Source organism: Pseudoduganella flava, from assembly GCF_007830495.1.
Classification (GTDB): domain Bacteria; phylum Pseudomonadota; class Gammaproteobacteria; order Burkholderiales; family Burkholderiaceae_D; genus Rugamonas; species Rugamonas flava.
On record NZ_VLKW01000003.1, the window covers coordinates 312,763 to 333,930 of the forward strand.

19 protein-coding genes and 1 pseudogene are annotated in these 21,168 nt (G+C 65.8%); 9 read left to right on the forward strand and 11 right to left on the reverse strand.

The window, feature by feature from the left end:
- Positions 1-41: 41 nt before the first annotated feature.
- The 5 genes from IP92_RS09565 to IP92_RS09585 all read right to left on the reverse strand — a co-directional run bounded on the left by IP92_RS09565 (position 42) and on the right by IP92_RS09585 (position 7,985).
- Positions 42-1,898 (reverse strand): glycoside hydrolase family 28 protein, encoded by a 1,857-nt coding sequence (locus IP92_RS09565; protein WP_371860921.1) that lies wholly within the window; start codon positions 1,896-1,898, stop codon positions 42-44.
- Positions 1,899-1,915: 17 nt separating this feature from the next.
- On the reverse strand, positions 1,916-3,340 hold the full coding sequence (locus IP92_RS09570; RefSeq protein ID WP_145874319.1) for a pectinesterase family protein: 1,425 nt from the start codon (positions 3,338-3,340) through the stop codon (positions 1,916-1,918).
- A complete protein-coding gene (locus IP92_RS09575; protein ID WP_145874320.1) occupies positions 3,337-4,110 on the reverse strand; it encodes a rhamnogalacturonan acetylesterase in 774 nt (257 codons plus the stop codon). Before IP92_RS09575 ends, IP92_RS09570 begins: the two co-directional genes overlap by 4 nt.
- Positions 4,111-4,252: 142 nt before the next feature.
- The gene (locus tag IP92_RS09580; RefSeq protein WP_145874321.1) at positions 4,253-6,958 is read right to left on the reverse strand and encodes a TonB-dependent receptor; all 2,706 of its coding nucleotides are present in this window, start codon (positions 6,956-6,958) and stop codon (positions 4,253-4,255) included.
- 325 nt (positions 6,959-7,283) lie between these two features.
- A complete protein-coding gene (locus tag IP92_RS09585; protein ID WP_145874322.1) occupies positions 7,284-7,985 on the reverse strand; it encodes a FadR/GntR family transcriptional regulator in 702 nt (233 codons plus the stop codon).
- Between the two features lie 205 nt (positions 7,986-8,190).
- Here IP92_RS09585 and garD point away from each other — a divergent pair, with 205 nt between their 5' ends.
- Together garD and IP92_RS09595 are read left to right on the forward strand one after the other, a co-directional pair.
- Complete coding sequence (garD, locus tag IP92_RS09590) at positions 8,191-9,750, forward strand: galactarate dehydratase (RefSeq protein ID WP_145874323.1); 1,560 nt, start codon at positions 8,191-8,193, stop codon at positions 9,748-9,750.
- 25 nt (positions 9,751-9,775) lie between these two features.
- Entirely contained in the window at positions 9,776-10,591 is an 816-nt protein-coding gene (locus IP92_RS09595) for an NAD-dependent epimerase/dehydratase family protein (RefSeq protein ID WP_145874324.1), read from the forward strand.
- A 124-nt stretch (positions 10,592-10,715) separates the two neighbouring features.
- Here IP92_RS09595 and IP92_RS09600 read toward each other — a convergent pair whose 3' ends face one another.
- The gene (locus tag IP92_RS09600; RefSeq protein ID WP_145874325.1) at positions 10,716-11,552 is read right to left on the reverse strand and encodes a ChaN family lipoprotein; all 837 of its coding nucleotides are present in this window, start codon (positions 11,550-11,552) and stop codon (positions 10,716-10,718) included.
- Between the two features lie 61 nt (positions 11,553-11,613).
- Positions 11,614-12,534 carry a LysR family transcriptional regulator gene (locus IP92_RS09605; RefSeq protein ID WP_145874326.1) on the reverse strand — a complete coding sequence of 307 codons (921 nt, stop codon included), beginning with the start codon at positions 12,532-12,534 and terminating at the stop codon, positions 11,614-11,616.
- Between the two features lie 103 nt (positions 12,535-12,637).
- Here IP92_RS09605 and IP92_RS09610 point away from each other — a divergent pair, with 103 nt between their 5' ends.
- Positions 12,638-13,381, forward strand: coding sequence for an SDR family NAD(P)-dependent oxidoreductase (locus tag IP92_RS09610; RefSeq protein ID WP_145874327.1), 744 nt, complete (start codon positions 12,638-12,640; stop codon positions 13,379-13,381).
- Positions 13,382-13,391: 10 nt separating this feature from the next.
- Positions 13,392-13,607 (forward strand): 2-hydroxymuconate tautomerase family protein, encoded by a 216-nt coding sequence (locus tag IP92_RS09615; RefSeq protein ID WP_145874328.1) that lies wholly within the window; start codon positions 13,392-13,394, stop codon positions 13,605-13,607.
- A gap of 27 nt (positions 13,608-13,634) precedes the next feature.
- Here IP92_RS09615 and IP92_RS09620 read toward each other — a convergent pair.
- The 3 genes and pseudogenes from IP92_RS09620 to IP92_RS09630 all read right to left on the reverse strand — a co-directional run bounded on the left by IP92_RS09620 (position 13,635) and on the right by IP92_RS09630 (position 16,162).
- Positions 13,635-14,080, reverse strand: a pseudogene (locus IP92_RS09620) (DUF3224 domain-containing protein).
- The gene (locus tag IP92_RS09625; RefSeq protein WP_145874329.1) at positions 14,016-14,561 is read right to left on the reverse strand and encodes a DUF1697 domain-containing protein; all 546 of its coding nucleotides are present in this window, start codon (positions 14,559-14,561) and stop codon (positions 14,016-14,018) included. The pseudogene IP92_RS09620 and the gene IP92_RS09625 overlap by 65 nt, the downstream one beginning before the upstream one ends.
- Positions 14,562-14,623: 62 nt before the next feature.
- A complete protein-coding gene (locus IP92_RS09630; protein ID WP_145874330.1) occupies positions 14,624-16,162 on the reverse strand; it encodes a sensor histidine kinase in 1,539 nt (512 codons plus the stop codon).
- A 116-nt stretch (positions 16,163-16,278) separates the two neighbouring features.
- Here IP92_RS09630 and IP92_RS09635 point away from each other — a divergent pair, with 116 nt between their 5' ends.
- Both IP92_RS09635 and IP92_RS09640 read left to right on the forward strand, forming a co-directional pair.
- The gene (locus IP92_RS09635; RefSeq protein WP_229418708.1) at positions 16,279-16,572 is read left to right on the forward strand and encodes a hypothetical protein; all 294 of its coding nucleotides are present in this window, start codon (positions 16,279-16,281) and stop codon (positions 16,570-16,572) included.
- Complete coding sequence (locus tag IP92_RS09640; RefSeq protein WP_145874331.1) at positions 16,569-17,411, forward strand: HDOD domain-containing protein; 843 nt, start codon at positions 16,569-16,571, stop codon at positions 17,409-17,411. Before IP92_RS09635 ends, IP92_RS09640 begins: the two co-directional genes overlap by 4 nt.
- 82 nt (positions 17,412-17,493) lie before the next feature.
- Here IP92_RS09640 and IP92_RS09645 read toward each other — a convergent pair whose 3' ends face one another.
- Entirely contained in the window at positions 17,494-17,862 is a 369-nt protein-coding gene (locus IP92_RS09645; protein WP_145874332.1) for a hypothetical protein, read from the reverse strand.
- Positions 17,863-18,262: 400 nt separating this feature from the next.
- Here IP92_RS09645 and miaB point away from each other — a divergent pair, with 400 nt between their 5' ends.
- From miaB to ybeY, 3 genes are read left to right on the forward strand one after another with little or no spacing between them, the layout of a single operon-like run.
- Positions 18,263-19,624 (forward strand): tRNA (N6-isopentenyl adenosine(37)-C2)-methylthiotransferase MiaB, encoded by a 1,362-nt coding sequence (gene miaB, locus IP92_RS09650; protein ID WP_145874333.1) that lies wholly within the window; start codon positions 18,263-18,265, stop codon positions 19,622-19,624.
- Entirely contained in the window at positions 19,621-20,673 is a 1,053-nt protein-coding gene (locus tag IP92_RS09655) for a PhoH family protein (RefSeq protein ID WP_145874334.1), read from the forward strand. Before miaB ends, IP92_RS09655 begins: the two co-directional genes overlap by 4 nt.
- Positions 20,657-21,127 carry an rRNA maturation RNase YbeY gene (gene ybeY, locus IP92_RS09660; protein ID WP_145874335.1) on the forward strand — a complete coding sequence of 157 codons (471 nt, stop codon included), beginning with the start codon at positions 20,657-20,659 and terminating at the stop codon, positions 21,125-21,127. The genes IP92_RS09655 and ybeY overlap by 17 nt, the downstream gene beginning before the upstream one ends.
- The last annotated feature ends 41 nt before the right edge of the window (positions 21,128-21,168 follow it).

The following is a 21,168-nucleotide window of genomic DNA, read 5'->3' on the forward strand; positions in this document are numbered from 1 at the left end:
GGTTCGGCCGTTGGGTAAACACTTACCGTGGCCCTTTAAGGTTAAGCCGACAACGTCGTGTTGTACTCCTTGCCGCCGATCTTCACGCGGTTCAGCTGCAGTCCCTTCACGTTATACAGGTACCACGGCTGCTCGCTGTTGACGGGCGTGCCGAAGTCGCAGTCGCTGATCGTCACGCCCGTGACGGGGAACACGGGCGGCATCGGCTGCGCGCCGTTGTAGTCGGAAGCGACCGGGCCCAGGATGACGATCGCCTGGAAGCACGACGCCTTCTGCCCTTTCTTCGGCCCCTGCTTCACGTCGACGTCGCCGACGGTGACGTTCGAGATCTGCACGTTCGACACCATCGGCGGCCGGGTGCGCACCGTGTCGGCCGTCGGCGTGTAGTCGCAGTCGAACGTGACGACGGCGCCGGCCGCCGTGGCCACCGTGCGCGACGCGATCGGCGAGCCGGGCAGCGAGGCATAGAACGAGGGGCTGGTCTGCACGCCGTTCGGGATCTTCACGTTGCGCACGTAGAAGTTGCGCAGGTAGCCGCCGCGGTTCATGTTCGTCTTCAGTCGGATCGCCGTGTTCAGCGGATCGGTGGCCCAGTGGATGTTCTCGAACACGAGGTCCTGCGCGTACACGTTCTGGATGCCGCCGGCCATCTCGCTGCCCAGCGTGACGGCGCCGTGGCCGCTCTGCATGATGCACTTCTGGATCACGATGTTCTGCGACGGGCCGTATTGCGTGTCGAGGTCCTTGCCCGCCTTGATCGCGATGCAGTCGTCACCGGTATCGAACGTGCAGCCTTCGACCAGCACCATGTCGCACGCTTCCGGGTCGAAACCGTCGCTGTTCGGGCCCTTGCTGTTGCAGTGTACGTTGCGGATCGCCAGGTTGCGGCAATGGACCGGGTGGTGCTGCCAGAATGGCGTGTGCTGCACGTGATAGCCCTCCAGCAGCACATTGGTGCAGCCGATCAGCTGGATCATCGGCGGACGCAGGTAGTGGCCCAGGCCGAACACGCGCCTGGCCAGCGGCACGCCGGCCTCGGACAGCGCCGGCAAGTATTGTTCATCGGCGCGCCACCGTTCGCCGTCGCCCTGGATCAGCAGGCGCTCTTCTTCCGTCAGCTGCGGCGCCACGTCCTTGAGCGACTTCGGGTTGACGGGGTTCGGGTCGCGCTGCGTGACCTTGCCTTCCTTGTAGCCAGGCGTGTTGGCTTGCGACGCCGGATTGATCGTGCGGTTCCGGCCCTTCCACGTCCACCAGCAATCGCCGCCTTTCCCATCGAACGGCACACCGCCCTGACCATTGAGCACGCTGGTCCAGTCCTCGCCCGTCAGCGCGATATTGTCGGCGCCGTACGCATACACCATCGATGCGAAGTTCAGGCAGTCGTTGCTCTGCCAGCGCGAAATCACCAGCTTGCCGTTGGCCCCGCAATCGAACTCGCCGTACTTCGCATAGTCGGCCGGGTTGTTCGAGAACAGCACGTTGGCGCCCTTCTTCAGGTGGACGTGCACATTCGACAGCAGCACGATCGGCCCGGCCACGTACCAGTTCCCGGCCGGGATCACGACCCTTCCGCCGCCGGCCTTGTGCGCCGCTTCGATCGCGGCCTTGATCGCGGGATAGCAATCGTGCGCGCCCGGTGCCTGCGTGCCGACTATCTCCTGGTCGTCATGCGACACCCATGCCTTCACCTGCACCAGCTTGCAAGTGGCTGCGCCGAACTTGGTGATCGGGTAATCCTGGGCGCGGAACTTCAGCGGTTTCGCGAGGCGGTCGGCGATTTCCTTGGCGCGGCCCCACGGGTCCTCGGCGATCGCCGCGTGGGCGCCGCCGGCCAACACCAGGCTGGACGCCGGCAGTGCCTTCATCAGCGCGCGGCGCTTCTCGTTGACCTTCATGACGTTCATACTGTCTCCTACTGCTGTTCGTTGTTGAATTCCGCCAGGTAGATGTCCGCTGGCGTGGGCCGCTTCCCGTAGCCCAGGTCGCGGGCGGGGTCGATGCCCGCCTTCTTCAGGTTGTCCAGGTAATCGTTCGACGTGAACTGCGCCGGCCGGTAAGCCAGCGTGCCGGGCCGGTTCCAGTCCGACCACGGCCGCTCCTTGTCGATGTGCGCGCCGATGCGCGAATTGAGCACGACCATCTTGCCGACCGTCTCCAGCACCGTCGGCGTGATCGTGCCTTTCGGCGCGTGGTAGACGCTCTCGGTGCCGAGCACGCAGGCATAGCCGTCCACGGCCACCGGCGCATACGGGCTGCAGCGCGAGTTGTGGAACCACTGGCGCGCCAGGTTGAACTTGCCGGCGCGGGCGTTGGCCGAGCCGTCATGCTTGAAGTCGACGTCGTTGAACACGAAGCCGTATTTCGTGCGCCAGTTCGTGTTCGGCGCGCCCACGTACGACATCGTGCGGTCGCCCAGCGACTTCACTTCGCTGCGGTAGAAGTACGCCGTCGTATCGCCGAAGATGAAGTCGACGTCGCCCTCGATGTACGACTTGTGGAAGAAGCTGCGCGCCGTGACCCGCGTCGCGGCGGACTTCAGGTACAGCGTGTCCTGGAAGCCGATCAGCCGCACGTTCTCGAACTGCGCCTTGTCGGCCCCTTCGACGAGCAGCGCGACGGCCTGGTGCGACACCTTCGGCACGTTCGCGCAATCGCGTTCGCCACCGCGTTCACTACATTCGTCACGGGCATTGCCGGTGGCCTTGTTGTAGGCGTTCTCGATCGTCAGGTTGCGTGCCTGGAAGCCGTTGTTGCGGGTCCACAGCGTCATCGAACCGCTCGTCGAGATCGTCGGCGCACGCGCCGCGATCTGCGCGTGCATCTCCATGATCGCCGGCGCCACACGGGCGAACTGGGCGCCGTACTGCTTGAGGTATTCGGCTACCGGCACGGCGGCGTCCAGCCCGGCGGAGATCACCGTGTCCGCCGCGCTGGCGCCTTCGCCGTACAGCGTGATCGGGCGGTTCGACGCGGGCACGTACACCAGCTCGCGGTAAGTGCCCGGCTTGACGAGGATGTACTGGCGCCCGCCGCGCGGCTGGGCGGCCGCATCGACGACGGCGCGGTTGACGGCCTGCTGCACGCTGACGAAACTCTTCACGCCGTCGGCGCGCCCCGCCGCATCGACGACGTAGTCGGCCTTGAACGCCACGCCGCGTGCCAGCGGATCGGCCAGCGGGTCCCACGGTTCCCGCCTTTCCGCGCCGGCCTGGCCGGTGGTCGCGAGCACTTCGGCGATCGTGTAGCGCTTGGCCTGTTCAGGCGTCAGCTGGGGGCGCTGGGCGTGCGCGACACCCATCAGCAGCAGCAATGCCGCGCCCAGCGCCGCCCGCATCATTCGCCCTCCGGCTTGAATTCGCCGGCAACCTGCGGGACGGCGGCCTTCAGTTCGCGCTCGACCATCGTCGCGAAATACTTCGCGCCCTTGGTGCCGACGTGGGTGTAGTCGAACGCGCTCTTGGCGGCGCCCTGCGGCTCGACGGCGGCGCCGGCAACGGGCGCCGGCGCGGCCGGCGGCTTGGGCGCCACGGCCAGCGTATCGGCCTCCGCTTCGCCCATCGCCTGCACGGCGGCATAGCTGTCCGCGTTCAGGTCCAGCAGGGGCACGTGCTTGTCCTTCGCGGTGGCGCGGATCACATCCGCCCACGGCACCAGCGTGTTTTCCAGCACGCCGTTCTTGAAGCTGCGCCGGGTCAGCGGCGTCACCAGCACGGGCACGCCGCCAAGCGCCTTCACCTCGTCCACGTAGCGGGCCATGTTGACGGGGAATTCCGTCTTCAGGTCCGTCGAGCGGCCAGGCTTGCCCGGCTGGTCGTTATGGCCGAACTGGATCAGCACATACGTGGCGCGGTAGGCGGCGCTGCCTTTCAACAGGCCCTGCACTTCGTCCCAGCGGCCCTCGGCCCGGAAGCTGCCCGAGCTGCGGCCGCCCTTGGCCAGGTTGATGCACGTGTTGGCGCGGTTGACGCGCGCGCAGAACGCGTCGCCATAGCCGCTGTTCGACGCCATCGTCGAATCGCCGACGAGGATGAAGCGCACGGGCTTGTCGGCCGCGCAGGCCATGCCGGCGGCCAGCAGGGCGGCGGCGGCAAACAGTCGCTGTTTCATGTGAACCTCCGATGACGTTGGACAGAAAACACTTCCAGAAAACGGGGCGGCGCCGCGGCTGCCCCGCTTTGTGGAAATACTCCTGCAAAAACGGCCGCCGGCCGCGCAGCGGAGCTGCGCTGGCGGGCGGCCGGGGTATCGCTTAGAACGTGTACTGCGCGCGCAGGTTGTACGCGCGGCCGATCGGGCTGGCCGCGCTCGACAGGTAGCCGTACGAGTAGCCGCTGTGGTTCGTGCGCGGCGGGTTCGAGTCGAACACGTTGGTGACGCCGAACGTCAGCACCGTGTTCTTGAAGCCCTTGTAGCCCACCGTCAGGTTCCATGGCTTGTACGAGTTGATGTCGCGCCAGTACTGCTGCGCCACCAGGTTCTGGTCCTCGTACTTCGAGTTGTAGTTCTGGGTCGCCTGCGCGGTCCAGTCGCCCTTCGCCCAGCCCAGCTTCAGCACGTGCTTCCAGCGGTACGTGATGATCGGGAAGCTCGACGTGGTGCCGTTCGACGCGTTGCCGAAGCGGCCCACGTTCGAGACCCATTCCTCGCCCGGGAACAGCTGGTTGTCGAACTGCGTCAGGTAGGTGCCGTCCAGTTCCACCTTGAAGTCGCCGTAGTCGTTACGCGGCAGGCGGTACGTGGCCGATACGTCGATACCGGCAGCCTTCTGACCACCCAGGTTCATCGTCGTGTTGTTGATGTAGGCCAGCGAGCCGTCCGCATTGCGCGCGAACAGGTAGGCGTACTTGACCGGGTCCTGGAAGTAGACCTGCTCCGGCAGGTTCGCCAGCATGTCCTTCATGCGGATGTTCCAGTAGTCGAACGACATCGTCAGCGACTTCGTCGGTTCCAGCACGACGCCCAGCGTGAAGCCGCGCGATTTTTCCGGCTTCAGGTTCGGATTCGAACCAACCTGCTTGTTCAGCTGGACGTTGCAGACTTCCGACTCGACGAGGCCCGGCAGCGGCTTGCCCGTGCCGGCGATGGCCGGCGTGGCGCTCGGGCACTGCAGCGGGTCATCCCAGCGCGACGACGTCTTGCCGGTGGCACCCGGCAGGCGGTAGCCGTACGCGTCGAACAGCGTCGGCGCGCGGAAGCCGGTGTTGGCCGAACCGCGGAACATCACGGTCTTGGTCGGCTGCCAGCGGAAGCTCGCCTTCGGGTTGATCGTGTTGCCGACGTCGCTGAAGTAGTCGTCGCGCACCGCCAGGTTGACGTTCAACGTCTTCGTCACCGGCAGGTCCAGCTCCGTGTACAGCGCGTACACATTGCGGCCGCCTTCGCCGTGCGATGCGGTGCTGTTCAGGTACTGCACTTCGTTCTGGATCGCCAGCTTGTCGTCGCGCGTCGTTTCGCGGTGCATGTCGGCACCCACGGCGATCGCGGCGTCACCTCCGGCCATCGCGAACAGCATGCGGCTGGCCGAGAAGTCCAGGCCCTTGTACGTGGTGCGCGAGTCGCGGTTTTTCTCGCCGTCCACCGAGATCGACTTCAGGTAATCGAGGCCCGCCTGGTCCTGCAGCCCGAACGGGTTCAGCGCGCCGCTCTTCAGGCCGTCCAGGATGCCCTGGCCCCTGAAGAAACCGTTCTGGTAGTAGTTCTCGCGATCGGACAGGCCGATCACGAGGCCGCCGCGGTAATCCCACTCGCCGAACTTGCCTTCGTCGACGAACGCCAGGCGCTGGTTGACCTGCTTGTCCTTCTGCGCGGCCAGGCCATAGTCGGCCACGGACCACGTGACGGTCAAAGGCTGGCCGGTGATGCCCGCCATCGCCGGCACGCCGCCGCTGTTACCCGGGTACCACTTCGACGACGACGGCAACGAGGCCGACACGCCGTTCACGGCCACCGATTGCGTGGGATTGCGCACCGAGATGATTTGCGACTGGCCGCGCGTGTATTCGACGGTGAACGTGTGGTCTTCGCTGATCTGCTTCGCGGCGCGGGCGTAGAAGCTGATCTGTTCGTTCTCGTACAGCGCGGTGCCGTATTCGTTGCTGTCGATGATGCAGGTGTTCTTGGCGCCGACCATCGAGTACGGCGGCGTGCACTTGCCTGCGTACGGGTTCTGCGCGGTCTTGTTGGTGGCGGTGGTGAAGTTCGCCGGCATCGCGTAGCCGCCGCTGCCCACCACGCGGGAACGGCCCAGCGAATTGAGCACCTCCTCGGACGACAGGTCGGCGCGGTCCTTCGCGGCCAGGCGCGAACGGTCGTGGAAGTCCACGGTCGCATAGGCGGACCAGCCGTCGCGATTCAGGCTGCCCTTACCGAACGTCAGCGTGGCGCGGCGCTCGTCGCCGCCACCGCTCTTTTCCGGCGTGACGTACTGGCCGGTCACCTGCACGCCTTCGAATTCCTTCTTCGTGATGAAGTTGACGACGCCGCCGATCGCGTCGGAACCGTACAGCGACGATGCGCCGTCGCGCAGGATCTCGACGCGCTGCAGCGCGGAGAACGGAATCACGTCCAGATTCGCATAGCCGGCGGAGATCGCCTCGTTGGCCAGGCGGCGGCCGTTCAGCAGCACCAGCGTGCGGTTCACGCCCAGGCCGCGCAGGTTGATGTTGGTGCCGGAACCGGCATTGGACGGTGCCAGCGATGCCGATTGCGGCAGCGCCATCATCACGTCCGCCAGCGTGGTCATGCCGCGCTGGGTGAATTCTTCCGCCTTGATACTGGTAACGGGCAGCGCTTCTTCATTGGCCAGCCGCTTGATCGAGGAACCCGTCACTTCCACGCGCTGCATCGCCGCGTCCTGTGCGGCCGCCCCGTTCGCCACGGCCAGCACCGCCAGAGCGATCGACGTCATGGCCAGCTTAGGCTGGAAGCGGGGTTGCACGGTCGGGTGCTTGTTCATACTTCGTCTCCTAGTGTTTTCCAATGGTCGTTGCGCCGTGCCTCGGGCACGATCGCAGGTGAAGCACCTCGCGTGCTTCGTGCCGCTGCGGACGAGGGCCGTCAGGCCGAGGTCGCAGGCGGTCGTAATCGGTGTCAGCTAAGATCAGGAGCGCGGCAAGGCGGCGCAAGATTGCGCTCTGCCGGCATGCGTGGCGGGTATTTGCTTGTACATCCTGTCTCCTGTGGCCCCGTGTCATGGGGGCCTGCTGCTATATCTGCTGCTTGCGTACTGTTTTAACTCGTACTGCTCTTGTATTGTCTTTACCGCTTTACTGCTTGCCGCTTCAGCCGCGCGAGAACGTGCGGGTGACGCGTTCAAGGTGCGCGCGCATCGCCCGCCGTGCCCCGGCCGGGTCGTGCGCGGCGATCGCCTCGAAGATGCGCCGGTGGTCCTTCAGCGTTTCCTGCCGCAGCTCTTCCGTCTGGAAGTGCTCCTTCAGCTTGTGCCACAGCCGGCCGCGCTGGTTCCACAGATAATCCATCACGCCGACGAGCGCCCCGTTGCCGGTGGAGCGGGCGATCGCGAGGTGAAAATTGCGGTCGGCCTGCTCGTTGGTTGTCTTGTTCGCGTGATGCGCTTCCATCGCCTCGATGGCGGTGAGGATCGCATCGAGCGCGCTGTCGCTGGCCACGCGGGCCGCGATCGCGGCGACTTCCGCCTCGATCAGGCGGCGTGCCGACAACACTTCGAATGGTCCGGGCCCCGCTTCCGGTAAGTCCGCGCCGACGTCCGGTTCGCACACGTAGACGCCGGAACCGCCGCGCACTTCGATGACGCCGCCCAGCTCCAGCGCGATCAGCGCTTCGCGCAGCGATGCGCGGCTGACGGCCAGCTTGGTGGCCAGGTCGCGCTCGGACGGCAGGCGCGCACCGGGCGCGATGCCTTCGTCGCGGATCAGCTGCGCGATCCGGTCAGCCACCACGCGGTACAGCCGCGGTTCGGCGGCGGTACTTTCGGGCGGTTGGACGGCGCGTTGTCTCAGCATGATCGTGCTCGCGTGCTTTTTTGTTTATTGCTTTACGTTATTACATCTGGTCAGGCCATTCTAAAGCGGTCAGACCAAATGCGCAATGTGGACTAGCCAAAATTTTTGGCATCTGTCATACTGAAGTCATCAGACAACTCGCCGGCCGTTCCCCAGCGTCGCAGAACAACAACATGGACGTCGCCGGCTCCCTCCAGGATTGAACATGACAGCGAGCACTCCGCGCCGTATCCTCATGCACGCCAACGACAACGTCGCGATCGTCGTCAACGATGGCGGCCTGCCGGCGGGCACCGTATTCCCCGATGGCCTCACGCTGGTCGAAGGCGTGCCGCAAGGGCACAAGGTCGCGCTGACGGACATCGCGCAAGGCCAACCGGTGTTGCGTTATAACGTCACCATCGGCCGCGCCGTGCGCGACATTCCGAAAGGCAGCTGGGTCTCCGAACAGCTGCTGGAAATGCCGCCGGCACGCGAGCTGGACAACCTGCCGATCGCGACGGTGAAACCGCCGGCATTCGACCCGCTGGAAGGCTACACGTTCCAGGGTTACCGCAACGAGGACGGTTCCGTCGGCACGCGCAACATCCTGGCGATCACGACGACGGTGCAGTGCGTGTCCGGCGTCGTTGAATTCGCGGTCAAGCGCATCAAGGCCGAGCTGCTGCCGAAGTACCCGAACGTCGACGACGTGGTGGGCCTGGAGCACACCTATGGCTGCGGCGTGGCGATCGACGCACCCGGCGCGAACATCCCGATCCGCACGATCCACAACATCAGCAAGAACCCGAACTTCGGCGGCCAGGCGATGGTCGTGTCGCTCGGCTGCGAGAAGCTGCAGCCGACCCGCCTGTTCCCGGCCAACTCGATCCAGATCCGCCGCAAGGACGACACGGTGGCCACCGAGCCGCCGGTGGTGTGCCTGCAGGATGCGGGCCACGTGGGCTTCATGTCGATGATCGAATCGATCATGCAGACGGCCGAGCAGCAGCTCGAAGTACTGAACAAGCGCCAGCGCGTGACGTGCCCGGCATCGGACCTCGTCGTCGGCGTGCAGTGCGGCGGCAGCGATGCGTTCTCCGGCGTGACCGCCAACCCGGCCGTCGGCTTTGCCACCGACCTGCTGGTGCGCGCCGGCGCCACCGTCATGTTCTCCGAAGTGACGGAGGTGCGTGACGGCATCGACCAGCTGACGTCGCGCGCCGTCAACGCGGAAGTCGCGCAGGCGATGATCCGCGAGATGGACTGGTACGACAACTACCTGAAGCGGGGCGGCGTGGACCGCAGCGCGAACACCACGCCGGGCAACAAGAAGGGCGGCCTGTCGAACATCGTCGAGAAGGCGATGGGCTCGATCGTCAAGTCGGGCAGCGTACCGATCGCCGGCGTCGTGTCGCCGGGCGACCGCGTCACGACGAAAGGCTTGAACTACACCGCGACGCCGGCCTCGGACTTCATCTGCGGCACCTTGCAGCTGGCCGCCGGCATGAACGTGCACGTGTTCACGACGGGCCGCGGCACGCCGTACGGCCTGGCCGAGTGCCCGGTGGTGAAGGTCGCCACGCGCGACGACCTGGCGCGCCGCTGGCACGACCTGATGGACGTGAACGCGGGCCGCATCGCCACCGGCGAGGCGACGATCGAAGACGTGGGCTGGGAACTGTTCCACCTGCTGCTCGACGTCGCCAGCGGCAAGAAGACCTGGGCCGAGCACTGGAAGCTGCATAATGCGCTCGTGCTGTTCAACCCGGCCCCAGTGACGTGACATCCACAAGAAAAGCGAGACGACTATGACGACGACGAAAAAACCCTTCAAGCGCCTGCTGCTGACCGGTGCCGCCGGCGGCCTCGGTAAAATACTGCGCGAACGCATCAAGCCGTGGGCGGACGTGGTGCGCCTGTCCGACATCGGCGATATGGGCCCTGCCGGCGAAGGCGAGGAAATCTTCCAGGCCGACCTGGCGGACAAGGCTGCCGTGCTGAAAATGGTCGAGGGCGTGGACGCGATCCTGCACTTCGGCGGCATCTCGACGGAGAACACGTTCGAGAACATCATGCACGCGAACATCCAGGGCACGTACAACATCTACGAGGCGGCGCATCGCCACGGCGTGAAGCGCATCGTGTTCGCGTCGTCGAACCACGCGATCGGCTTCTACCCGCAAACGCAGGTGATCGACGCGGACGACCCGCCGCGCCCGGACAGCATGTACGGCATCTCGAAGGTGTTCGGCGAACAGCTGTCGCGCTACTACTTCGACCGGGCCGGCATCGAGACCGTGTGCCTGCGCATCGGCTCGTCGTTCCCCACCGTGAACAACCCCCGCATGATGTGCACGTGGCTGTCGTATGACGATCTGGTCGAGGCGCTGCGCGTATCGCTGCTGACGCCGCGTGTGGGCCACACGATCCTGTTCGGCGCATCGAACAACAAGCGCCAGTGGTGGGACAACCGCAAGGCGGCCCACCTGGGCTTCCACCCGAAGGACTCGTCCGAACAATTCCGCGCCGACGTGCCGGAAACGGGCGAATACCCGCCGGAAGACGACGCCGCATCGAACTACCACGGCGGCAAGTTCATCTTTGATGGGCCGATGTACAAGTAAGGCAGGGTCAGACCCTGGACGGGTCTGACCCAAGAAGTTGGGTTTTGGGGTTGCTCTTGCATGCCCCCGAGCGCTGAACCCAAAAGGCAAAGGCTTGGGTCAGACCCGGGACGGGTCTGACCCACTACTTCCTGAACTTCGCGCAAGGATCCGGCCGCTTCACGGCAGCGATCGACCGCACCTCGTCGAACTGCTCCTTCATGCCCCCGCCCTCGACGTAGCCGATCGTCTTCACCGTCAGCTTCGTGCCCACCGTGTTCAGCCAGCGCGGCACGCCGATGTCCTTCCTCACGTGGCCGTTGCCGGCGATCAGGACCACGTCGCGCGGCTGCTGGTCGCGGATCAGCTTGGCCATCCAGATGTCGCGCGCCAGCTGGGCGTTGACCATGCCGGGCACCATCATGTCCGGCAGCATGTCGCAATGGCCCGCGCGGATCTCGCGCTCCTGCGCCTTGCGCCAGTCCGCCGACACCGGTTCGTTCAGCCGGTACTCGGTGACCGTCTTCGGATCGAAGCTCGACGCGATCCCGTCGCGCACAACCTTCGACGCGTTCGCGCGCGACAGGTTGACGGCCACGATCGGCAGTTGCCGGTCCAACGCCAGCTGGATGACGGGGTAGTACTGCTGCCAGTCCCAGCCCTTCTTGTTCATCGCGCGAATCACGCAGCCGGCATCCAGGCAGCCCTTCAGCGCCGCGTCGAGCATTTCCTGGTCTTCGTGGTCGAACTGCTCCATCGCGATCGCCGGGCGCCAGCCGGCGTCGACGCGCTTCTTCAGTTCCTCGTAGCGCAGTTTGTGGCCCTGGGCATTGTCGTGGACCTCGCCCAGCAGCAGCACCTGCGGATTGGCCGCTTCCTGCATGCCGGTGAGGCGGCCGGCGGCCGTGTCTTTCTTGATCAAGCCGCAGCCCGCAAGGAACAGGGTGGCGGCCAGCGTGGCGGCAAGTGGTATGTGTTTCATGAAGACTTCGTGTGCATTGCGAAATGCCCAGTCTACCGCAACCGGTCCGGGCTGGCCGGCTTTACGCCGCGGCCGGCCGCACCTGCTCCATCAGGAAATCGACGAACGTGCGCACGCGCAGCGACAGGTGGCGCGCGTGCGGATAGAGCAGGTAGAACGGCCGCGACCTGCCGCCGTGCGCGGGCAGCAGTTCGACAAGGTCGCCGCGCGCCAGGTCCTGCTCGACGATGAAGCGGTACGTCTGCACGAGGCCCGCCCCATGGCGCGCCAACGTGACGATGCCCAGCACGTCGTCCGAACAGGTGTACGGGCCGTTGGTGGCCACGTCGAGCGGCGTGCCGTCAACATGGAACAGCCATGGAATCCTGCGGCCCGTACTGGGCAGGTCGAACTGGATGCACGGGTGGCGCGCCAGGTCGTCCAGCGTGCGCGGGCGCCCCGCACGGCGCAGGTAGTCCGGCGCGGCGACGAGCACCAGCTCCGCATCCTCCAGCTTGCGGGCGATGAGGTTCGAGTCGCCCGGCTCGCGGCCGCGGATCGCCAGGTCGTAGCCTTCGTCGGCGAAGTCGATGTTGCGGTTGCTGATGTGGACCTCGACGGACACGTCCGGATAGCGCGCATGAAAGCGCGGCAGCGCCGGCAACAGCCGGTGGTGCGCATACGGCGTCGGCGCGCTGATGCGCAAGAGCCCCGCCGGTGCCACCTGCCGGCCCGTCACTTCGCGCTCCGCATCGACCAGCTGGGCCAGCGCCTGCCGGCACTGCTCGAAGTAGGCGCGTCCGCTGTCCGTCAGCCGGATGCGCCGCGTCGTGCGCACGAACAGGCGCACACCCAACCTTTCCTCCAGCCGCGCCACCGAACGGCTGACCGCGGCCGGCGTCACCCCGGCGATCTGCGCCGCTGGCGTGAAGCCTTCCTGCTCCGCCGCCAAGACGAACAGCTCAATGCTGCCCAGTTGAATGTCGTCGAATTGCCGCTTCATTGATTACACCATGTATCAAGTCAATTGCTCGCAGCCTGCTTTATAGGTCTCCAGCGCAAAAGTATAGTGGATTCACCCAACCAGACATTGAAAGGAGTGCAGCATGAACCGCAAACCCAACACCGTCATCGTCACCGGCGCCTCGTCCGGCCTCGGCTTCGCAATCGCCGAGGCCTACCTGAAGCGCGGCGACAACGTCGTCGGCAACGCCCGCACGGCCAGCCGCTTGCAGGCGGCCGCCGAACGGCTCGGCAATCCGCGCAACTTCGTCGGCGTGGCGGGCGACATCGGCCAGCCGGCCACGGCCCGCGCCCTGTTCGCACAGGCGATCGAGCGCTTCGGCAAGGTGGACATCCTCGTCAACAACGCCGGCATCTTCCTCGCCAAGCCGATCAGCGATTACACGGAGGACGACGTGGAAGCGATGGTGACGACCAACCTGAAGGGCTTCTTCTACCCGGCGCGCGAGGCGGCGCGGCACATGACGGCCAACGGCGGCGGCCACATCGTCACGGTCACGGCCAGCATCGGCATGGTGCCCACGGCGAAAGTGCCGGCCCTGCTGCCGGTGCTGATCAAGGGTGGCCTGAACCAGGCGACGCGCGCGCTGGCGCTGGAACTGGCCGGCTCGAACGTGAAGGTGAACGCGGTGGCCCCCGGCATCATCGACACGCCGCTGCACGGCGGCGACGAGCAGGCGCTGGACTTCCTGAGGACGCTGTCGCCGACCGGCACCGTCGGCACCGCGCAGGACGTGGCCGACGCGGTGCTCTACCTGACGGACGCGCGCTTCACCACGGGCACCGTGCTGACCGTCGACGGCGGCGCCACCGCCGGCAACTGGTAAGGAGGCCGCCATGCCCTATGTGAACATCCGCGTCACCGACGAAGGCGTGACGGCCGAGCAGAAGCAGGCATTGATCGAAGGCGCGACGGACCTGCTGGTCCGCGTGCTGGACAAGGACCCGGCAACGACGTTCGTCATCATCGACGAGGTGGCGACGGACAACTGGGGCGTCGACCGCGAGAGCGTGACGGCGCGGCGGCGGCGCGAGACGGCTGGCCGCAAGTGAGTGCGGCGGGTGACGTGCAGCGGGAAACTACAGCCGGTAGTCGAGATCGTAGTAGTGCTTGCCGTTCTCGACCCGGATGGCGAGCGTGCCGGCGATGCCTTGCAGCGCGCCGGTGCCGGAGTCGGGCACGATGAGGATGCGCAGGCCATCGTGCTCGCCGCCCATCACGCCGGCGTGCTGCAGCACGAAGCTGCCCTGCCGCCCGTCCAGCGTGCCACGTAGGCGGCGGACGTCGGTACCGCCGTGCGGTAGGACAGGAATTCGCCACGCCCCGTGGCCGTCAGCGGGCCGTGGTAGCGCTTGTCCAGCGTCATCCGGCCGATGCCGGTGCCCTCGCTGCCGGCGGCCAGGACCTCGGGCACCATCTTCACGTCGAACTCGCCGCTTGCCTTCGCCATTCCCCGCTCCTTACGCTTCCTGCGCCAGCGCATGCAATTTGGTGATCGTACTCCAGTTGCGCGTGGTGACGGCATCGCCCAGCAGGTTGCCCATCGCCGCGGCGGCGCGGCTGGCCAGCACGCCGTCCGCGCACCAGATGTAGGCGCACCAGCGGCCCAAGGCAAAGGCTTCCGGCTGCCATGGCTGGTGGACCAGCGGCTCGAGCCGGGCCCGGTCGGCGGGATTGTTGAGTACCGCGACCATTAGCTTGGCGGGGTCGGCGGCCACGTCCTGCAACGGATTCTCGGCGACGACGTCGGCCAGCTGGTCGGCACCCAGCACCGTGACGCGCGAAGCCACGCCCAGCTTGAGCACCAGCGCTTCCTCGATACGCACGGCCGACAGCGCGGCATCGTGCGCGGGACAGTCGAAGACGGCATTGCCGCTGTTGAGCAAGGTGCGCACGCCGGCAAACCCCAGGTCGCCCAGCACCTTGCGCAGGTCCGCCATCGCGATGCGCTTGGCGCGGCCCACGTTGACTCCCCGAAGCAGCGCGATCTGCCGCTGTGTACTCATCGTATCCTCCTTGAGCCCGCAGTATGCGTCAGCGGCGTCAAAGCGGGCGCCCGGCTCGCAGCTCATGCATCGGCGGGTGCGGCCTCGCCCGGCGTCACGCGCGGCATGCGGAACACGAACGAGGCGCCCGCGCCTTCCGTGCTGGCGACGGCGATCGACCCGGCGAACTGCTTGACGATCAGGTTGTACACGATGTTGAGGCCCAGGCCCGTGCCGCCCTGGCCGCGGCGGGTCGTCACGAACGGGTCGAATACCTTGTCGATCAGCGTGGCGGGAATGCCGCGGCCGTTGTCGGCCACTTCCATTTCGACCCAGTCGCCGTCGATGCGCGCGCGGATCGCGATCTCGCCCGGCTCGTCCGGCCCGAACGCATGGTCGACGCAATTGAGCGTCAGGTTCGTCAGCACCTGCGCCAGCGCGCCCGGGTAGCTGTCGAGCATGATGCCGGGGGCGCAGTCGATCGCCAGCGCCAGCCGCGTCTTCTTCAGGCGCGGCTGCAGGCTCGCCACCACTTCGCCGATGTACTCATGCAGCTCGAAGCGGCGGCGCGCCTCGCTGACCTGGTCGACGGCGATCTGCTTGAAGCTGTGGATCAGGTGCGCGGCCCGGTAGGCATTGTTCATGATGAGCCGCGCGCTTTCGTCCGCCGTGTCGATGTACTTCACGATCTCGGACTTCTTCACGGCGCCCGTGGCGACGGCCGCGCGGATGTCGTCCGTGGCGTCCTTCAGCACCGAAGCACTGGTCAGCGCGATGCCGACCGGCGTGTTGATCTCGTGGGCCACGCCCGCCACCAGGCCGCCCAGCGAGGCCAGGCGTTCGGCCTGCAGCAGCGATTCCTGGGTCGCGCGCAGTTCGACGAGCGCCTGGCGGGCCTCCTCCTCGGCCTCGCGGGTACGGTGGATGATCGTGCGCACGCGGCGCTGGATCGCGTTGAAGCCGCGGATCACGTCGCCCAGTTCGTCGCGGCGTTTTTCCGGCAGTTCGACGACGTCGTCGCTGTCGCGCGTGGCCAGTTCGAACAGGCCGTCACGCAGCTTGCGGAGCGGGTCGAACACGATGCGCAAGGACAGCGCCAGCGCGACGACGAGGATCAGGTCCAGCAGCAGCACCTCGCTGACCTTGCGGCGGATTTCCGCATCGAGGCGCGCCTCCATCTGCTCGCGGCTGAAATTGACGACGACACGGCCCACGATGGCCGGCTTGGCGACGCCTTCCGCGCGCGGCTCGCGATAGGCAAGGTCGGCAACGACGGGCGTGCCGCCCACGGGGCTGTCGGCATCGAGGTCGGCGACGTGGCCGTCCGGCGTGCGGCGCTTGCCCGAGAACAGGCCGATGGAGGTGTCGTAGACGCGGATCGCCACCAGCTCCGGCGGCAGCATCTCGGCCGCCACGATGTTGTCGACCTTGGCCTTGTCCAGGTCCCACAGCGCCGATGGCAGGCTGGTCTGCAAACGCGTCAGCACGCCGTTGCGCAGCGTTTCGTTGGTCGCTTCGAGTTCGCGGGCAAGGTGATACTGCGCGTAGCTGCCCGAGATGCCCAGCACGACGGTAACGATGACCACGAACAGGCACGTCAATCGCCCCTGGATTCCGAACATCTTTTCCTCCCGATCATGCAAGCAATGTAAGCCAATAGATTCCATATGGCAAGAAGCGTGAGCGCCGTCTTGCGGACGGCGATGGTAAGATCGTTTCCGCAAACGAGGAGGCCGTCATGGAAAACAGCTGTCGACACCTGCCGGCGGGCGACGCGCGCCCGGGCATGGTCCTGGCCGACGAGGTGCTGGACGCACAAGGCAACGTGTTGCTGCCGCGCGGCACCGTGCTGACGGATGACCAGTTGGCGTCGCTGGCGCGCCACGGTATCGCCGCGCTGGCCGTGCACGATGCCGTTGGCGACCGGCTCGACCGCCTGTTCCGCAAGCTCGATCCGGACAGTGCGGATGCCTGGGCCACGCGGGAGCTGCGGCAATACCTGGCGGCCTGGCGGCATGGCGGTGCCCGATGACGCAGTTGCGCTACGACGACGTCGTGCACAGCCTGGACGACCTGCCGTCGCTGCCCGCTGTCGTGATGGAACTGTTGAACAGCATCGATGCGGAAGAAGTCGACATCGCCGTGCTGGCCAGGAAAGTATCGCTCGACCAGGCGCTGACGGCGAAGACACTGCGGCTGGCGAACTCGCCGCTGTACGGCCTGCGCGTGAAGGTGACGACGATCCAGCAGGCCATCACCTTTCTCGGCTTCCAGACCACCCGCAACCTGATCACGGCCGCCGCGCTGACGGGGTGCTTCCCCGAAGGCCGCTGCCCCGGCTTCTCGCACCAGGCGTTCTGGCGCCATTCGATCGCCACGGCCGCGTGCGCGAAGGCACTGGCGCGCCACCTGCGCTTCAACGAGGATTACGCCTTCACGGCGGGGCTGCTGCACGATATCGGCCGCCTCGTGCTCGTGTCGAGCTTCCCGGACCGCTATGCCCGCGTGGCCGCCTGGCGTGCGGCGCACGACACCGTGTGGCTGGATGCGGAACGCGCCATGCTCGGCATCGACCATGTCGACGCGGGCGTGGCGCTGGCCGAGCACTGGCATTTCTCGGACACGATGCGGCTGGCGATCGGCCACCACCATAGCCCGGAAGTGCCGGGCGCGGGCTTCCTGGCCACGGTCATCCACGTGGCGGACGCGATCGCGCACGCGCTCGACCTGGCCGGCGTGGATGATGAGCTGGTGCCGCCGCTGTCGGCCGTGGCGTGGCACGCGCTGCACCTGGACGAGGCGACGTGTGCCCGCTTATTCGACGAAACGGAACGGCAGTACGGGGAAATGGCGGCGGTGCTGCTGCCGTGACGGGGGAAGGAAGCGAAGGAAAAGGCAGGGAGACAGCAAAGACGCGGCGGCCGGAGCGGATGGCCCCGGCCGGCGCGCTGGTTCAGTGGGCGTAGTTGCCGCCTTCCGGCTTTGGCTGCGCTTGCTGAGCCTGGGCAGCTTGTGCCTGCTGCGCGGCCTTTTCCTCGGGCTTCGGGCGGCCCTGGGCATCGGACAGGCGGTATTTCGTCCGGCGGTCGCCCATCAGGTCGCGCAAGTCACGGATGCTCATGCCGGTCACTTCGTGCATGCGGATCAGCAGCGAGGCGCCGACCGGCAGGCGGTGGTGGCGGATCTTGCTGATGACGGGCGGTGCGACTTCCAGCAGACGGGACAAAGCGGCATCGTTTTTCAGCTGCATTTTGCCCAACAGAATATCGAGCAGGTGGTTCGGGTTATAGCTTTCCTGGGATGACAGTGCGTGGTGTGCCATGATTGATCCTCGTCTATATAGTTGGTTAGAAGATGCTGCTCCGAACAAAAGGAAAGACTTGTTTTTTCCAAATTAGTTCCGGAACGAGTACGCCAAAAAGAACGGCGCAAGGGCCGGCGACCATTGGGTGAAACTTGCACTTTCAGCAAATTCTAGTCCCAAACAAGCACGCTCCAGCCTAGCGATGCCAAGCGAACATTTAATAAATATCAATCATTCGCTGAAATAACTTACAACAATGCTATTTCAACACACGCGTACGGCATGCGGCGCACGAAAGAACCTGTGGGAAATTGTTACAACACTTTGCTCAGCACTTACAGTGTTATCAGAACGATATTGATGAGCCGGAACCCCGCATGCCCACTGGCATCGCCGGAATTACGGTAAACTGCCGGCCATGCAGAAAAAAGTATTCATCAAGACCTTCGGCTGCCAGATGAACGAGTACGACTCGGACAAGATGGCGGACCTGCTCGGTGCCACGGACGGCCTGGTGCGCACCGAGACGCCGGAAGATGCCGACGTGATTCTCCTGAACACCTGTTCCGTGCGTGAAAAGGCGCAGGAAAAGGTGTTTTCCGACCTGGGCGTGTTCCGCAAGCTGAAGGAGGCCAAGCCCGACCTGCTGATCGGCGTGGGCGGCTGCGTCGCGTCGCAGGAAGGCGAGGCGATCGTCAAGCGCGCGCCGCAGGTCGACATGGTGTTCGGCCCGCAGACCTTGCACCGGCTGCCGAAGATGATGGAGCTGCGCCGCCACAGCGGCAAGCCGCAGGTCGACATCGCCTTCCCCGAGATCGAGAAGTTTGACCACCTGCCGCCTGCGCGCGTGGACGGTGCGTTTGCGTATGTATCGATCATGGAAGGCTGCAGCAAGTACTGCAGTTACTGCGTGGTACCGTACACGCGCGGCGAGGAAGTGTCGCGCCGCTTCGAGGACGTGCTGACGGAAGTGGCGGGCCTGGCGGCGCAGGGCGTGAAGGAAGTCATGCTGCTGGGCCAGAACGTGAACGCGTTCCGCGGCGAGATGGCCGACGGCGGCCAGGCCGACTTCGCGCTGCTGATCGAATACGTGGCGGCCATTCCCGGCATCGAGCGGATCCGCTTCGTCACCAGCCACCCGAAGGAATTCACGCAGCGGCTGATCGACTGCTACGCCAACATCCCGCAGCTGGCGGACCACCTGTACCTGCCCGCCCAGCACGGCGCCGACCGCATCCTCGGCGCGATGAAGCGGGGCTACACGGCGCTCGAATACAAGTCGATCATCCGCAAGGTGCGCGCGGTGCGGCCGGACATCACGGTGGCATCCGATTTCATCGTCGGCTTCCCCGGCGAGACGGATGAGGATTTCGAGGCAATGATGAAGTTCGTCGACAGCGTGGACTTCGACAACTCGTTCAGCTTCATCTTCAGCAAGCGCCCCGGCACGCCGGCGGCCAACCTGGCGGACGACACGCCGCACGACGTCAAGCTGGCACGGCTGCAACGCCTGCAGGCGCTGATCGACGCGAACACGAAACGGCACAGCGCCGCGATGGTGGGCAAGACGATGCGCGTGCTGGTCGAAGGACCGTCGAAGAAAGGCGGCACGGAACTGACGGGCCGGGCCGACAATACCCGCACCGTGCTGTTCGACGGTGGCGCCGCGGCGGCCGCACTTCATGGCAAGATGGTCACCGTGACCATTACCGAAAGCCTGTCTTACTCGTTGCGCGGCGAGCTGGTCTCCACTCCCGCGCCTACCCCGGAACGCCATTGAAAACAAAGACACCCGTACAACCGCACTACTTCACGCCGGAACCGCTGGACAACACGCGGCTGGCCAACCTGTGCGGTCCCCTCGATGAGAACCTGCGCCAGATCTCGGCGGCGCTCGATGTGACGATCTTCCGGCGCGGCGAGAAATTCATCGTCAGCGGCACCAATGCCGAGCGCGCCGTGCAGATCCTGCAAAAATTCTATGCCGTGGCCGATCGCGCCGTGCCCGTCGAGGAGGTGCAGCTGGGCCTCGTCGAGCAGCGCACCAGTGCCGCGGTACCCGATGGCGACGAGGACGACGAAGAGCCGCCGTTCAACGATCCCGAGATCGCGAGCCCGCAGCTGAAGACGCGCCGCAGCGACCTGCGCGGCCGCACGCCGCACCAGATCCGCTACATGCGCAACATCCTCGAGCACGACATCAGCTTCGGCATCGGCCCGGCTGGTACCGGCAAGACGTACCTGGCCGTCGCCTGCGCCGTCGATGCGCTCGAGCGCGATGCCGTCAAGCGCATCATCCTGTGCCGCCCCGCCGTCGAGGCGGGCGAACGGCTCGGCTTCCTGCCGGGCGACATGGCGCAGAAGGTCGACCCTTACCTGCGCCCGCTGTACGACGCGCTGTACGACCTGCTGGGCTTCGACCGCACGCAGAAGATGTTCGAGAAACAGGTGATCGAGATCGCGCCGCTCGCGTACATGCGCGGCCGCACGCTGAACCATGCGTTCGTGATCCTCGACGAAGCGCAGAACACGACCGTCGAACAGATGAAGATGTTCCTGACGCGTATCGGCTTCGGCAGCAAGGCCGTCGTGACGGGGGACGTCACGCAGGTCGACCTGCAGAAGCACCAGAAGAGCGGCCTGGTGGACGCCGTGCAGGTGCTGCGCGATGTGCGCGGCATCGCGTTCTCCCACTTCGCCAGCGAGGACGTCGTGCGCCATCCGCTGGTGGCGCGCATCGTCGATGCGTACGACGCGTCGCATCACAGCACCGCCGACATCGCCCCATTGCTGCAACCCGCCAAGATCCGTAATGCCCGAAAAAAATAAACTGACGCTCTCCGTTCAATACGCCGATCCCCGCCTGCAGGACAGCATCACCCGCCCGCTGATCCGCAAATGGGTCAAGGCGGCGCTGTTCGCGCCGGCCGAGCTGACGATCCGCTTCGTCGACGCCGAGGAAGGCCAGCAGCTGAACCTCGCTTACCGTGGCAAGGACTACGCGACCAACGTGCTGACGTTCGCCTACAACGAAGGCGAAGAGATCGCCGAAGACGAGCCGACCCGCGCCGACATCATCCTGTGCACGGACGTGCTGCAGCGCGAAGCGGCCGAGCAAAAGAAAACGGTCGAGGAGCACACCGCCCACCTGATCGTCCACGGCGTGCTGCACGCGCAGGGCTACGACCACGAAGAGGACGACGAGGCCGAAGAGATGGAAGGCATCGAGACGGAGCTCCTCGCCGGGCTCGGCTACGCCGATCCATACGCGGCGGAAAAATAAGCACCTAGTGCCCAGCTCGTGTCCACTTTTCCACTTCTGGG

Coding starts and splice junctions, on each gene's coding strand:
- IP92_RS09565 (WP_371860921.1), bottom strand. CDS start 1,898: ATGAAGGTCAACGAGAAGCGCCGCGCGCTGATGAAGGCACTGCCGGCG.
- IP92_RS09570 (WP_145874319.1), bottom strand. CDS start 3,340: ATGATGCGGGCGGCGCTGGGCGCGGCATTGCTGCTGCTGATGGGTGTC.
- IP92_RS09575 (WP_145874320.1), bottom strand. CDS start 4,110: ATGAAACAGCGACTGTTTGCCGCCGCCGCCCTGCTGGCCGCCGGCATG.
- IP92_RS09580 (WP_145874321.1), bottom strand. CDS start 6,958: ATGAACAAGCACCCGACCGTGCAACCCCGCTTCCAGCCTAAGCTGGCC.
- IP92_RS09585 (WP_145874322.1), bottom strand. CDS start 7,985: ATGCTGAGACAACGCGCCGTCCAACCGCCCGAAAGTACCGCCGCCGAA.
- garD (WP_145874323.1), top strand. CDS start 8,191: ATGACAGCGAGCACTCCGCGCCGTATCCTCATGCACGCCAACGACAAC.
- IP92_RS09595 (WP_145874324.1), top strand. CDS start 9,776: ATGACGACGACGAAAAAACCCTTCAAGCGCCTGCTGCTGACCGGTGCC.
- IP92_RS09600 (WP_145874325.1), bottom strand. CDS start 11,552: ATGAAACACATACCACTTGCCGCCACGCTGGCCGCCACCCTGTTCCTT.
- IP92_RS09605 (WP_145874326.1), bottom strand. CDS start 12,534: ATGAAGCGGCAATTCGACGACATTCAACTGGGCAGCATTGAGCTGTTC.
- IP92_RS09610 (WP_145874327.1), top strand. CDS start 12,638: ATGAACCGCAAACCCAACACCGTCATCGTCACCGGCGCCTCGTCCGGC.
- IP92_RS09615 (WP_145874328.1), top strand. CDS start 13,392: ATGCCCTATGTGAACATCCGCGTCACCGACGAAGGCGTGACGGCCGAG.
- IP92_RS09625 (WP_145874329.1), bottom strand. CDS start 14,561: ATGAGTACACAGCGGCAGATCGCGCTGCTTCGGGGAGTCAACGTGGGC.
- IP92_RS09630 (WP_145874330.1), bottom strand. CDS start 16,162: ATGTTCGGAATCCAGGGGCGATTGACGTGCCTGTTCGTGGTCATCGTT.
- IP92_RS09635 (WP_229418708.1), top strand. CDS start 16,279: ATGGAAAACAGCTGTCGACACCTGCCGGCGGGCGACGCGCGCCCGGGC.
- IP92_RS09640 (WP_145874331.1), top strand. CDS start 16,569: ATGACGCAGTTGCGCTACGACGACGTCGTGCACAGCCTGGACGACCTG.
- IP92_RS09645 (WP_145874332.1), bottom strand. CDS start 17,862: ATGGCACACCACGCACTGTCATCCCAGGAAAGCTATAACCCGAACCAC.
- miaB (WP_145874333.1), top strand. CDS start 18,263: ATGCAGAAAAAAGTATTCATCAAGACCTTCGGCTGCCAGATGAACGAG.
- ybeY (WP_145874335.1), top strand. CDS start 20,657: ATGCCCGAAAAAAATAAACTGACGCTCTCCGTTCAATACGCCGATCCC.